General features: G+C 41.9%; 18 protein-coding genes and 1 tRNA gene. 18 read left to right on the forward strand and 1 reads right to left on the reverse strand.

The genetic code is table 11. The features are described from left to right. Positions 1 to 130: 130 nt before the first annotated feature. The 7 genes from SATMO3_RS10615 to SATMO3_RS10645 all read left to right on the forward strand — a co-directional run bounded on the left by SATMO3_RS10615 (position 131) and on the right by SATMO3_RS10645 (position 6,049). Positions 131 to 1,750, forward strand: coding sequence for an ATP-binding protein (locus SATMO3_RS10615; RefSeq protein WP_371380713.1), 1,620 nt, complete (start codon positions 131 to 133; stop codon positions 1,748 to 1,750). Positions 1,751 to 1,886: 136 nt separating this feature from the next. Beyond that, a complete protein-coding gene (locus SATMO3_RS10620) occupies positions 1,887 to 2,402 on the forward strand; it encodes a transcription repressor NadR (RefSeq protein ID WP_371380714.1) in 516 nt (171 codons plus the stop codon). 249 nt (positions 2,403 to 2,651) lie between these two features. Beyond that, entirely contained in the window at positions 2,652 to 3,986 is a 1,335-nt protein-coding gene (locus SATMO3_RS10625; protein WP_371380715.1) for an MFS transporter, read from the forward strand. 104 nt (positions 3,987 to 4,090) lie between these two features. After that, positions 4,091 to 4,477: a zinc ribbon domain-containing protein gene (locus tag SATMO3_RS10630; protein ID WP_371380717.1), complete on the forward strand. Its 387-nt coding sequence runs from the start codon at positions 4,091 to 4,093 to the stop codon at positions 4,475 to 4,477. Positions 4,478 to 4,698: 221 nt separating this feature from the next. Beyond that, positions 4,699 to 4,773: transfer RNA gene (locus SATMO3_RS10635), tRNA-Arg, on the forward strand. Between the two features lie 423 nt (positions 4,774 to 5,196). Further along, positions 5,197 to 5,358, forward strand: a complete 162-nt coding sequence (locus SATMO3_RS10640; protein WP_371380719.1) for a tyrosine-type recombinase/integrase — start codon at positions 5,197 to 5,199, stop codon at positions 5,356 to 5,358. 517 nt (positions 5,359 to 5,875) lie between these two features. Further along, complete coding sequence (locus SATMO3_RS10645) at positions 5,876 to 6,049, forward strand: helix-turn-helix domain-containing protein (RefSeq protein WP_371380721.1); 174 nt, start codon at positions 5,876 to 5,878, stop codon at positions 6,047 to 6,049. Positions 6,050 to 6,294: 245 nt separating this feature from the next. Here SATMO3_RS10645 and SATMO3_RS10650 read toward each other — a convergent pair whose 3' ends face one another. Beyond that, entirely contained in the window at positions 6,295 to 6,669 is a 375-nt protein-coding gene (locus SATMO3_RS10650; RefSeq protein WP_371380723.1) for a helix-turn-helix domain-containing protein, read from the reverse strand. Positions 6,670 to 6,890: 221 nt separating this feature from the next. Here SATMO3_RS10650 and SATMO3_RS10655 point away from each other — a divergent pair, with 221 nt between their 5' ends. The 11 genes from SATMO3_RS10655 to SATMO3_RS10705 all read left to right on the forward strand — a co-directional run bounded on the left by SATMO3_RS10655 (position 6,891) and on the right by SATMO3_RS10705 (position 12,974). Further along, a complete protein-coding gene (locus SATMO3_RS10655) occupies positions 6,891 to 7,085 on the forward strand; it encodes a hypothetical protein (protein ID WP_371380724.1) in 195 nt (64 codons plus the stop codon). Between the two features lie 732 nt (positions 7,086 to 7,817). Further along, complete coding sequence (locus tag SATMO3_RS10660) at positions 7,818 to 8,042, forward strand: hypothetical protein (RefSeq protein WP_371380726.1); 225 nt, start codon at positions 7,818 to 7,820, stop codon at positions 8,040 to 8,042. A gap of 346 nt (positions 8,043 to 8,388) precedes the next feature. Next, a complete protein-coding gene (locus SATMO3_RS10665) occupies positions 8,389 to 8,574 on the forward strand; it encodes a hypothetical protein (protein WP_371380727.1) in 186 nt (61 codons plus the stop codon). Between the two features lie 296 nt (positions 8,575 to 8,870). Further along, on the forward strand, positions 8,871 to 9,083 hold the full coding sequence (locus tag SATMO3_RS10670; protein ID WP_371380729.1) for a hypothetical protein: 213 nt from the start codon (positions 8,871 to 8,873) through the stop codon (positions 9,081 to 9,083). A 150-nt stretch (positions 9,084 to 9,233) separates the two neighbouring features. After that, on the forward strand, positions 9,234 to 9,524 hold the full coding sequence (locus SATMO3_RS10675; protein WP_371380731.1) for a hypothetical protein: 291 nt from the start codon (positions 9,234 to 9,236) through the stop codon (positions 9,522 to 9,524). A gap of 282 nt (positions 9,525 to 9,806) precedes the next feature. Beyond that, on the forward strand, positions 9,807 to 10,400 hold the full coding sequence (locus tag SATMO3_RS10680) for an RNA polymerase sigma factor (protein WP_371380732.1): 594 nt from the start codon (positions 9,807 to 9,809) through the stop codon (positions 10,398 to 10,400). A 12-nt stretch (positions 10,401 to 10,412) separates the two neighbouring features. After that, a complete protein-coding gene (locus SATMO3_RS10685) occupies positions 10,413 to 10,703 on the forward strand; it encodes a hypothetical protein (protein WP_371380734.1) in 291 nt (96 codons plus the stop codon). A 56-nt stretch (positions 10,704 to 10,759) separates the two neighbouring features. Beyond that, positions 10,760 to 11,302, forward strand: a complete 543-nt coding sequence (locus SATMO3_RS10690; protein WP_371380736.1) for a hypothetical protein — start codon at positions 10,760 to 10,762, stop codon at positions 11,300 to 11,302. A gap of 11 nt (positions 11,303 to 11,313) precedes the next feature. Next, complete coding sequence (locus tag SATMO3_RS10695; RefSeq protein ID WP_371380738.1) at positions 11,314 to 11,715, forward strand: hypothetical protein; 402 nt, start codon at positions 11,314 to 11,316, stop codon at positions 11,713 to 11,715. A gap of 53 nt (positions 11,716 to 11,768) precedes the next feature. Further along, positions 11,769 to 12,527 carry a hypothetical protein gene (locus SATMO3_RS10700; RefSeq protein ID WP_371380740.1) on the forward strand — a complete coding sequence of 253 codons (759 nt, stop codon included), beginning with the start codon at positions 11,769 to 11,771 and terminating at the stop codon, positions 12,525 to 12,527. Positions 12,528 to 12,578: 51 nt separating this feature from the next. Beyond that, positions 12,579 to 12,974: a hypothetical protein gene (locus SATMO3_RS10705; protein WP_371380742.1), complete on the forward strand. Its 396-nt coding sequence runs from the start codon at positions 12,579 to 12,581 to the stop codon at positions 12,972 to 12,974. The last annotated feature ends 201 nt before the right edge of the window (positions 12,975 to 13,175 follow it).

Genomic DNA, 13,175 nt, shown 5'->3' on the forward strand with positions numbered 1-13,175 from the left:
AAAGCTTTCAGAGTACAACTCTGAAAGCTTTTTTTATTTGTTCTTTGTGAAAAAAACAGCATTGTTCATTAGCATGAGGCAGGAATAGTTTGAATTTTAGCGAAATATGTCAAAAAAGGCGGTGGAATTAGTGGGGCTACCCAGAACAAAAAATTCAATAGCAATGACTTTTGTCGGTATATGTCTATTAATGGTCATAGCTGGATTAATAGTAAATTACTTTAACTTTCAATATAAAACAATAGTTGCGGGCGAACGGGAGCGCCTTAAGGACGAAGCCACTATTCTTGATACGTATTTTAATACAAAATTAATCGGTCTGAAATTACTGGCCAATTACCAGGATGTGCGCAGTCTGGAAACTCTGCGGGCGAGGCGGAATCTATTGGAGGCGGCTGCCACCCTGGGAGTCGACAATATTGCCTTATACGATACCAAGGGAAAACTGATTTGCGATTGCTCATCCATGCCGGGGTATATTAGTGCTCCCTTTGAGGATCAACGATTTAGGGATGCCTTTCAGACCGTACTAACAGGGAAAACAGCAATATCAGGCCGGATGATATATGGTGGTTTAACTAAAGCCTTTATCAGTATTCATGTGCCGGTAATAGAGGAAAATCGTGTTATTGCCGTGCTTGTGGCCTATATTCCTCTTAGTGACATATCGATGGCTATTATGAAAGAAGGCGTGCCGGAAAGACAGTATTTCTTTGTGTTAGACAGCCATGGTCAGTTTTTATACCATCCACACATAACTGAACTTTATCCGGAGAGTCAGCCGCTCAAGGAGCAAATGACCGGATTGGTGCGTAAAAATGTCGGAATCGATGAATTTACCTCGCCTTTGGACGGCATTGATAAGCTTATCATTTATTCCGAACTCTATAACGCAGACTGGCATGTGGCGACAACTGTACCATTAGCCTCTTTATATATGAGAGTTTTGGGAAAATCGCTGGAGGATGCCCGCAGTTTCTTTTTGCTGGCGCTTTGCTTGGCGCTCTTGTACGGTGTTGGCTATCAGGCCAAGCGCCACGAACGCGAACGTGAACGGCTTAAACTGGAACGGATGACTTGCGTGAATCAGTTTGCCGCCGGGATTGCCCATGAAATCCGTAATCCGCTAACATCAATAAAGGGCTTTATTCAACTCATGTCGCGGCGGTCGGACAGGCCGGCAACGCCCGAGCATCTTGAAATTATTCTCTCCGAGATTGGGCGTATTGATAATCTTATCAGTGAATTTCAAATGCTGGCCCGCCCGCTCAAAGAACCTGAATTTCAGAAGGTGAATATCTGCAAATTGGTGGAAGACGTGGCCTTATTGATGGAAGGGCAAGTACATAATAAAAATATAACTGTGCGGCTGCAGCCATCGACTGCAGACTGTTTTGCCGTCGGCGACATGCCCCAGCTTAAACAGGTCTTTATTAATTTAATGAAAAATGCTGTTGAAGCGGCCCCCTTTGGCGGCCATATCAATATTGCAATTGACAGGCAACAGAATATGCTGGCTGTGACGGTGGAAAATAACGGCGACAGTATTCCGCAGGACATTATTGAAAAGCTAGGTACTCCGTTTTTTACCACCAAGGAAAACGGTACCGGCTTAGGTTTATCCGTATGCTTTAGCATTGTTGGCAATCATGGGGGAAAAATAAAAGTGCTCAGCCAAAAGGATATGGGGACTGTCTTCACTGTACTGCTGCCGCCGGCAACCGATGATTATGTGCCAGTCATTCTCTAGCATGCGGTCTAGGTGAAAAATTGCAAATGGTTTTTCTAAGCAGGATTATTTTTATTGAGAGCAAATAACAGATAAAGACGGAAGCTTTGGGTCATTATAAACTGGCTTTAGAACAGCTAATGCTGGAGTGTGATTTATGGAAGCAAAAGAGCGGCGTGAAAGAATTAACTCTTTATTGCAGCAAACCAGGCAGCCGATAACCGGTACAGCCCTGGCAAAAATACTGGGTGTTAGCCGACAAGTTATTGTGGGGGATATTGCTATTTTACGGGCCGCAGGTATTGATATTTACGCAACGCCGCAAGGGTATGTTATTTTGCCGACTGCAGCGCCAAGTGCTGTAAAAGCCCGGCTAGCCTGCCGTCACGACCGTGACCACATGGAAGAAGAACTCGCTGTTATTGTTGATAATGGCGGCAAAGTCTTGGATGTCAGTGTGGAGCATCCTGTTTACGGGGAAATAAAAGCGAATCTGATGCTTACCTCGCGCCGTGATTTGACGGAGTTTTTACGGAGAACAGCTGAGAGTGGCGCCGTGCCTCTTTCCCTGGTTACCGGCGGCGTCCATCTGCATACAGTTGAAGCACCCTCTGATGAGGTGCTGCAAAAAATTAGAGTTGAGCTTAGAGCGCTTGGGATACTGCTCGATTAATTTAAAATTTTTGATAAAAAGCTGTCAGCCGTGAACTGGCGGTTTTTTTATTCTTAAATGATGAAAGTATAACTGGGTAAGGTAGTTAAGCCGGTATGAATGCTTGAACGGATAAATGCAAAACATAAAATAAACCGCTATAGCTTGGTTAGCATGGATTTTAAAATGGTTGCCATTTTTAGACAGTATAGATATAATAAACATAGTGACAAGACAGGTGTAAATATATGTGTAAAGATGGAGGAAAATATGGATATCATCAGTCGCTTGGAGCAGGTGTCGGTTAGCCGCTTCCATTATAAATTGCTGGTAATGACCGGTCTTGGCTGGTTATTTGATGCTATGGATACCGGTATCATAGCTTTTGTTTTGCCGGTGCTGGCTAAAGAATGGGCCTTAACGGCGACGCAAGTTGGTGTTATCGGCAGTATTGGGCTTTTTGGCATGGCAATAGGCGCTGTTCTGGCCGGTTCAGCTGCCGACAAGTGGGGACGAAAGGCAGTCTTCGCTGTTACGCTGCTTATCTACAGTATTGCAACCGGTCTGTGTGGGCTGGCATGGAATTACGAATCATTACTGGTATTTAGATTTTTAGTTGGTTTTGGCTTGGGCGGGGAATTGCCGGTTGCGGCTACTCTTATGGCGGAATATTCACCGGCTGCCAGCCGTGGCCGCTTCATTGTCTTGTTGGAAAGCTTCTGGGCTGGTGGCTGGCTGGCTGCTGCACTCATCTCATACCTTGTTATTCCCTACTATGGTTGGCAAAGCGCTTTTTTTCTCGGATCGGTGCCGGCGCTGTACGTCTTTTTTATCCGGCTGGCCGTGCCGGAGTCGATCCGTTTTCTTATTGATAAAGGGCGTCAGAACGAAGCGGCTGCCATTGTGTCCGGGATTGAACAAGCCGCAGGCATCCGGCCGGCGGCGCAGCCTATGGCTGCGGCGAAAACAGACATGCCGGCAGCAGCAGGTACCAAAATAGCCTTTAGCGAGTTGTGGGCTGCTCCACTTGCCAAACGGACCATCCTGCTTTGGCTCATATGGTTTGGGATTGTTTATTCATACTATGGAATATTTACATGGCTGCCTTCATTATTGGTTAAACAAGGACATACAGTGATTAAAACTTTTGAATATGTACTTATTATGACATTGGCGCAATTGCCAGGATATTTTAGTGCCGCTTTTTTAGTGGATCGCATTGGCCGCAAGGCTACGCTAGCTATCTATTTGGCGATGAGTGCTGTCAGCGCTTACTGCTTTGGGCAGGCCGGCAGCGCTGAAGTAGTGCTTTTTTGGGGTAGTCTAATGTCATTTTTTAATCTTGGCGCCTGGGGAGTTGTTTATACATATACGCCGGAACTGTATCCTACCCGGATAAGGGCTTTTGGTTCAGGCTGGGCGGCGGCGGTAGGGCGTTTTGGCGGGATATTGGCTCCTGTTATCGTGGGATATTTGATTACAGGTCCGGAAGGTTTTGCACAGGTGTTTACGATGTTTACCGGAGTAATGCTGACTGTGGCTGTTGTCGTTTGGTTATTCGGCGAAGAAACAAAGAGCAGGACGCTGGATGAGATCAGCCAATAACAGCAAAACGGCGCCGGGCGATGGCTCCGGTGTTTCTTTTTGCCTGTTAGGCCGAGGCATGGTATAATTTTATGTATAGCTTATTGCCAGGGGGAAAGTATTTTATGATGACTTTGGGTTTGGTGATCGCGGCTATTGCGGCTTACTGGGTATATAACGATGCCCGGGGACGCGGCCATGAAATGAGTACAGCACTGTTGTGGTCGATTGGCACGTTGGCTGCGCTGTTTATATTCTTGCCGCTGTATTTGCTGCTTGGCCGGAAGCCTCAGTTTAAAGCTCGCCGTAATGATGATATTATTGACGTGGAAGCAACACCGGTAGAAGAGACAATTAAATGTCCGATGTGCGCAGGTAAAATTAAAGAGGATTATAAAGCATGTCCTTACTGTGGATTTACACTGAAACCAGCCTGTACTTCGTGCGGCAAGGAACTTAACCGTGAATGGCGGGTATGCCCCTACTGCCAGACTGCTACCGATGCCAAGTAGATTTTTCTTGACGAACATGGCCGAAAATCATGCAGCAGTCAGCCACTCATCCGCTAACAAAAATCAGGGAGTGGCTCAATAATAAATTTCAGAGTTAAACCACTTGCGTTGTTATGTAATGTATGCTATAATCCTTTAAGTGAGGTGAGCGCAGCACCTGGAATGCATATAACAGGTAAGTTTTTTTCATAGCTCACAGACTTTATCTAACAGTTTATAATGCGCCCGTAGCTCAGGGGATAGAGCACCGGCCTCCGGAGCCGGGAGCGCAGGTTCGATTCCTGCCGGGCGCACCATAGGAACCTGCGAATCCAGAAGATTCATGGGATTAAGACTAAGTAGACCATAAGGTTTACTTAGTTTTTTCTTTTGTAGAGCACCAGCTTAAGTTCTACGCGTAGCTCAATGGCATTTCAATTGTATAAATCAATAGTAAATACACATGAACATGCAGAAGTTGGTCACAAAATGGACTTAAGAACAGCCAAGAGAATTTTCCTAACGGTGAAACAGGCGCAAAATATTACCGGAAGAACACTGGAGACCTACATAACAGAACTTAACATGTTAAAACATTGTTTCTCTTTTCTGTATCCTGAGGACTACATCAACAGTACCATAAAAACTATAACCGCGCCTAATGTTAAACAAAAGCAAATGCGAACATTCACCGCAAAAGAAATCAGCAAGCTACTCAATAGCTTGCTGATTTTTTTGGTATGCGGAACTATTGTGTTATGTGCGTGTTCTTTTCTACGGGTATCCGTAAGACAAAACTGCTGAACCTGCGGATAGCAGACCTGAACATTACTAATGATTTACTGCGGATTGAATACGTTAAGGGCAACAATGAACACTATGTACCTTTAGCAAAACCTTGAGAAGAACATTAATACAGTACCCTAGAATGCGCGAAAAATTTCTGGATGACGAAAGCTGCAAAGGGTTATTCCCGAGCAGCAAAAAACGCAGGCTTACCTGCAGTGGTATCAATATGCTCTTTCAGAAGCTAAAGAAAGAACTAAAGCTTACTGGTGGGAAAATCTCTAGTCACACCTCTGCAAGGAACTATCTTCTCAACGGTGGGGATATCTTCAGCTTACAGAAGATCATGGCATGGACATGCTGACCTAAAGACTTCCAGGGAATACTTAAGTCTTAACGATGAGGAGATGAAACTACAGCACGCAAAATATAATCCATAAGATAACAAAGATTGGTTGTACTAGGCGAACAATAGTTCTTAAAATATTTCTTAATTATTAGCAGGAGTTTACATTTTTGCTCAGAATAGACCAGGAGACATTATATTGAAACTATAATATTTACTAGTTTACACTGTTGTTGACTATAATTTATCGGAAAGGAGAGGACATTAGACACAATCGGATCAAGGAGTTGCGTAAGAAAAACAAGTGGACACAACAACGTTTATCGAATCTAACAGGCATTCCTCGCAATACTCTGGGTGAAATTGAGATTCACCTTAGAGATATTCACGAGGATCAAATCACAGCATTATGCAAAGCCTTTGATCTAGATGGTCGAGAGAAATTATTTGAGAGACTATAGTCAACGCCACCGTGTAACAACGGTGGTTTTTTTGTTATCTGCTTGTCGAAAGAGGTCAAAAAATTGTACTTTAGGTATTCATAAGATTGTGCTATACTAATTTCAGAACATATGTTCGGAGGGCGATGCAAATGAAGTACATTATTTACAACTGGAGTTCTAAAATTAAGTGGTATTTTTTATTTTCTGAAAGAATCTTTCTAGTTGATCCAATGTATGAGCAAGAGTTTAAGAAAAAGCATCCTTTAGTCACTTTTGCGAATTTTATGGATAAAATCTAATGCTTCTTTAAGCTCCTCTGGAGTTATTTTGTCCTGTTGCGCCTTATGAACCACTGAGATGTATCCAAAGTATTTGCTATTAGAGTCCCTTAGTGTGTCTACTATGCGCTTGTCTTCTATATACTCTTCGAGAGTCATGGAATTCTCGTCAAGAAAAAAACCAATAGGAACTTTGTAATACGCTGCAAGACTTTTTAGTGCTTCTACGGATATTGGTCTTATGCCATTTTCATATTGATATATTGTTGATGCCGAATCGAAACCTATGGCTTTTGCAGCCGTTTCGCCAGTTATCTTCAGTAATTTCCTGACATACTTAAGTTTTTCATTAACATTCATTAGAAGACCCCTCCTGTCTTCTCTAGTATATAATAAGCGTTCTTGATTTGAAACATATGTGATAAATAAAGTTAATTTATTTTTTTTGTGAGAAATATATTGACGAATATAACGGTGTGTTATATTATATAGAACAAGAGGTGGACATCATGCACGATACAAGCTGAAGCTCTTGCAGTACCACATAGCGCAAGCGAAGTACGTAACGAGAGGAGAAACGTATGGTAACATTAGAATATACATCGGTTAATACCGAGGGAAAGCTAGGGAACGCGCAAAGCACTTACGATACCCTCCAGCAAGCTGTAGATGATATTAAGAAAGCCCTATTTAGCGAAGGATGCAGCATTATTAACCCAAAGGTGACAGACAACAACAAGAGGTACAACATTGAGCTATTACTTAAGGAGGCTTGACGATGTACGCAAAACCTTGCATTAGAAGTGAATGAGGGAGTTCTTTCGAGAATTCTTTCGTTTAACCGATAATAACACAGAAAATGTGTTGGAGAAAGAATAATCTGGTGATATAATAAAATTCGTAAAGGGAGACCAAATGATTTCTCTCACGGAAGAACAACGGGAGAAGCTCAAGATTGCACTACAAAATCAACTTGCGGGGTACAGTGCAGATACTGATGATAAACTCGCGTTTAAGCATTTGTTAGGGATTTTGTCTGCCTATAAATAACACGAATTTTAGAATAAATAAGGCATAAAGGAGATGGCAACAGTGCGCATATGGAGAACCGCAGCGATCGAAAGCTTACTTACAGATGCAAATCGCGCATTACAAATATATGACTCGCACTTACGGGAGCACCTTAAGGTGTGATCTGGATACTCATAATGATGACCTGACGTATGAAGATAAAGATTTCGACATTATGAAGGTTACCACTGCAGATACTGTTAAGATTCTTGAGGACGGGACTGCACAACACCTATAGAAGAGCCTTCGGGCTTTGAAGTCATCTGGACTCGCGAGAATCTGAGCAAAGCGAAAGTGAAACAACTGGAATATGTAACTATCGATAGTCTTGAGAACATCAAGACATCATGCGATAAGCACTTTATGGCCCTAGAAGGAGCGATGATACTAAGGTTGCGCGATTTCTTACTGAAGCATTTCCCGAAGGAGGAGTCCTAATGCAAAACCCATCGTTATTATCTGATGATCAACTGCGGCAACTCCTATTAGAGTCCGCAGGTATCATCGACAGTCTCTTTGAGAAGTTGCACAAGAAAGACATGCTGATACTCCAACAGCAAATCACAATAGAAAGACTTGAGGAAAAGTGCGAGAGGTACAATAAGGTTCTTTTTGGCGGCAGTGAAGGCGAGGCTGTTGAGAAAGCAGAGGTGAGCGAGTGATTATACTTACAGAAATCTACAATGCACTGCATAGGCAAATTCAATATAGATCAGATGGTTAATCACGAGTAGATATCTCCGGCTATTCTGAATGAATTCAAGAGTATAGTTCGTTGGCACAATGATAATCCAACTACAGAATCATCCCTTAGAAGCAAACACAATATGCCTGAAGGTGTTCACATTGGGCGAGGCATATAGAGAGCTACGGGGATTGGCGCAAGAGAAGGAGGAGAAAGCTATGTTAATTCTTAAGAAAATCGCATGTTTTTTCTTGGGTCATAAATACGATGGACTAGGGTGGATGTCTATAAGGAATATATAAAAGAATGCCGAGGTAGCTATCATGATTAAAAAAGGAGATATTGTAAGGCTGATCTACAAGTCTCCTCCTTGGGAAGACTACTTCTGGAAAATTGGAGAAGTAGAGCTGAGCGAAGAGCGCGGGGGAACTGAAGTAATTCATGTGAAGTTCTCAGATAGAACTATAGGATGTACAAGAACTGAACTACAGAAAGTGAGGAAGAACTAATGACCATTGTTGGCTTTATAAATCATTAGTTTAGCTGGAGGATTTGCCTCTGGGGTGCAGTCGATATCTATTGGGTTAACTGATTTGTGCTATTGGTTAGAACCTAAGTTAATCAGAGGATTCAAAGCAATTTCTAACGGCAGAGGACATTAGTTTCCCACAGCGTAAAACTAAGAATTCCGCAGGTTATGATTTATCCCTGTTGAGATTCAGAAAGGCCAACGGATAGGCCAAGGGATAGTCTATAAGTATCTATTGGCACGGCGATAACTTCATAGGCGAACGCAAAAGAGGATTTGGCAGCAGTGGAACTCGATAGGGTTATCGAGAAGGAATACGAAGCGGCAACACAAAAGTTTACTCCTTTTGCTTCTGCTCATGAGGGTTATGCAGTAATCAAAGAGCAACTTGAAGATGCTACAGATAAGATTGAGTTCCTTACGAACCAATTGGATGTACTGATGCACATAAAGGAGGATCGCAAGGCACAGCAGCAGGATGTCTACTAATGGTCTTATTAAGTTCAGCGAAAGTTAGCCAAAGATACCATATAAGTAGCTGCGATGTGCTATAGGTTCAAGAAAGATTTGCTTTAGTAGCAACGTAGTGTGACATTGTGTGCCTTGAGATAACACGGGATTTTGCATAAGGAGGTAATAATGATTGTACGTCAATTTGAAATAGATGATAACAACACAGGTAATATCTATTTAATGTCTATAGAAACAGCATGTAGCTCTGCAGAGTGTCTTGAGTATCTTCAACAGTTTTCCCGACATGTTGCTCATGTTAAAACGAAAGATAAGCGAGGGAAGAAGCAAAAAGGGGGACGAAAGATTTTAGTAGGTACTATTGTAGACTACAAATGGAGGCTGGACTGCTGTAATATCTTTGATGGCGTAAAGAAACGAGGTATAGACTTAAGAAATGAAGTGCGATCGTTGGGATAAAGAAGAGAAAAGTTGCAGTAGGTACTGAGTAAGGGGAGAAATACCAATGCTGCGTCTATTGCGAAGAACACAGTGAATGTAGAGATAACTAAAGTATCTGTAGAATTGCGTTAGATATCCTTTCAGAAAAGAGGTACAACTATAAATAGAACAGCGAAGATACTACAGGATTTAAAGGACAAGATTATAACTACAGCAGATGCTATAGCATACCTTGAGTTTGATGATTGGCGCAATCAATGCGACCAACACAGAGTAGACTTAAGTCTCAAGAGCGCACTTATGGATGAGTACCTAGTAATGACTGCAGTAACTCCTGAAGATGTGCTGCTTGAGAAAGAGCGAATGGAAGAAATTGCGGAGCTACTGCAGCTAATCAAGCGCAATCTATCGGAGAAGCAGTTTGATATTCTATGGCTATATTCTGTGGAAGGCTGGACTCAAGAGGAAATTGCAAAAAAATATGAGACATACCATATGAAAATATCAAGAGCGTTAAAAAAAACTCACGAAATATGTGCAAAAATTATCCTTGATCCGACTATAGTGCAAGAACTCTTTCGTGATCCACAGTCAAAGCTTGAGGCTCATTCACCGGAAACTGCAGGTTATCCATATGAAATGCTACAGGAATGCAACAACGGCGGCGAATGGAAAAACTGCGGTAGATCGGGGAAACGGTGGGTATCGAAATCAATCTGTAGAATCCCTGAGTACCTACAGGACAGTTTCGGAGACTTAAGTACAACCTGTGGACTCTGCACTACTGACGAAGGAGATAACAAGTGCGCTCGAAAGGAGGATATGGATCTTAGCAACGACTCACTTGTAATTGGTGATATTCAATTGATCCTCAATAAATACAGTGGAATCTAAGGAGGTGATAATATGATTACTGTAGGACAAAAAACAGAATTCAAAGGAGTCATTCAGACTGCAACAATCGCAGGAGAGACTACAGATAACTTTGATGTATCCATAACTGAGGCATATATTGATGGCGAATGGGTAACTTTCGCGACACCAAAGGTCGTTAACGTATTGCTTACGAATTACAATACGGCCAATCTTACGGAACAAGAGTTAGCTGTAGTCAAAGCAACGATCATTAAGTATAACTCTACGCTCACAGGTGATGACAAGATTATCGCAGACTCCATTCTGAAAAAGTTGGTGTAGCCTATGCTGCCCGATAGTTTTCCCGATAGGCAAACACTAATCAAGAGGTCAACAGTATGAACCTAACTCCAGTTATCGAAGGTGTAGTTGTGCTCTGGTCTGAGCGCATTTGTAATCGCATTAAGGCTCGTTGGTCAACTTTAGGTATCCAGGGTAATGCTAAAGCTGACTGGTTTCTACTTGGGAGTGTCAAAGGTATGGTTGCAAGTCGTATCATTGGTTCTGGACAAAAGGCATGGATCGCAGAGTTCGGCAGTGGTTCACTTGTGGATACCGATAATCCGTACCTTCAGGAATACCTGCAATCACCCCAGTTTAACCAATGGCGGCTCCAGAGCTCTCGTATGCCGATCATGGGTCGCTCTACCGGTGAACACAAGAATATCGATGGGGAAGCATTAGTTTCCTCTGATAAACTCGCAGAATTTGACTTAGAGCGTGATGGGAACCTGCAGTGGCAACCTCACGAGCCTATGCACATTATGCAAGAGGAAGTTACTGCAGCACTACCTGAGATAGCTGAAAGTTTATCTGATGCTATATCTAAAGCGATCACTGAAGAAGTATCACTCATGTTAACTGCAAAGATTTATATATAGAGAGGTGACATATGGACACCTTTGAGTACCAAGATAAACTATTCGCTATACTCTCGAATGATACAGAGTTACTAAATATATTTAATAATCCATCTGACATTGATCAATTGAATAATGTCTTTAGACGGGAAGCATGTATGCCTGAAGAAGTAACTGTTGAGAAGATCCCTTTTGTGACATTCGTTTTTATAGATACACTTCCAACAGATAATTATATGATCAACAATGGAGTACTTGAGTTTAATGCATATGTATCATCTCGATATGCCGCAATGTTAATCAAAAGAAGAATTGATGCACTTATAAAGAAAAACATTGAGCAATTTCAAGTTACATATGAAGGTCAAGTATCAAGTGGAGTTCAAGGTGTTATATGCTACCGATGGAGATACAAAAAGTTAGTCAGTTCTTAAGCTTGTTACAGAAATATAATGGTTTTTTTTATTTACGAAAGGATGATGTGTAAATGGCAGGCATTGATTTAAACCAAGCTATTCTACTGCATGGCATTGGTAAAGGGTACTTTGAGACAGTTGATGGGAAGTTCCTTGAGATTCTTTCTGGTCAAACCCTAAAACTGGACGTAGCGGCAACAATGGAAGATGTCTACGGTGGTGATAGCTTATTCCCTCGTTATACTTACATTTCCAAAAAGGAAGGTACTATTGAGGTCGATGTATGTGACTTTAGCTTGTCTCAAGTTACTGTAGGTCAAACTGTAGACCTTGATTCAAGTACTGCAAAAAGACTTCAACGGGTAATCAAAAAGGCTACCACGGATACTTCCTTAGGTACTTCTCTCACTGGTGTAACTGATGTCAAATGTATGACTTCTGACGGTACTCCTGTAGTTGTTGTAGCGGCTACTCCTGGCGCATCTCAAGTTGCCGTAAGTGCAACTGGTGAAATTACATGGGGTACTGGCATAACTACCGGAGAGTATATCTTCTGGTTCAAGTCGGATTCTGCAAATGCAACTAAAGCTATGCTCTTGAAGAACGCTATGCCTTCTGTTGCAGAGTTCTCTTGGGCATTTACCACAGAAGATAAAGAAGGTAATAAGTATCAAGTGGATATCTATGCGAAGCGTGTTCGTGGCGATGGAAAATTCACTATTGATACTGCACGAGATAAGGCAAGTTCTCCTAAGATTACTGTTAAGATTCTTGATCCTGGTGATGGAACAGATGAATTCTGCTCGATCACAATATCTAAACTTGCGTAAATACTGCGGGGGTATCCGAAAGGATACCCTTTATTTATTTAGGAGGTACATATGGCAGAAAACAAATATACACATTCAGTGCTCATATATGATGCCGACAATAAGAAACATAAAGTTTATCCTGTGCCGCTTTTGTATATTCAAGAAGTTGCACAATTTTTATCCAAAATAAATCCAGATTTCCTCTTTAGTAACTTTATGATTGCCGAGACTGATGAGTATGGCACACTTGAGAGAGCTGAAGATGGAAAACTTATTTATGGCATAACGTTTACTGAGGAATTACTTGAGATAGTTGAGATAGCCTTAAGGTTCAAAGAATCTAAGGAAGATATACGTAAGTGGTTAGACATAGGTGTTACTCAAGAAATAGTTCAAGTTCTCATAGGGTTATCACAGGTAAAAAAAAAGACGGAGCAAACGGAGAGCCAGAATGGGACTGCCTAATAGCTGGCCTACTGGAACACACAAGTTTATCTAAAGATGAAATACTCATGTTAAGTGTGATGGAAATCGAAGGTATCCTTGCTGGGCTCCACAAGAACAATTCTGCTGATGAGACTAAAGATAAAAAGGTGCTCGAAGGCCACGAAGGACTTATGCACCTGATTGATAACGAAGGAAGACTATAAATGGAAATAACAGGCA

Origin of the sequence: Sporomusa aerivorans (genome assembly GCF_041428895.1) — a bacterium.
Lineage (GTDB): Bacteria > Bacillota > Negativicutes > Sporomusales > Sporomusaceae > Sporomusa > Sporomusa aerivorans.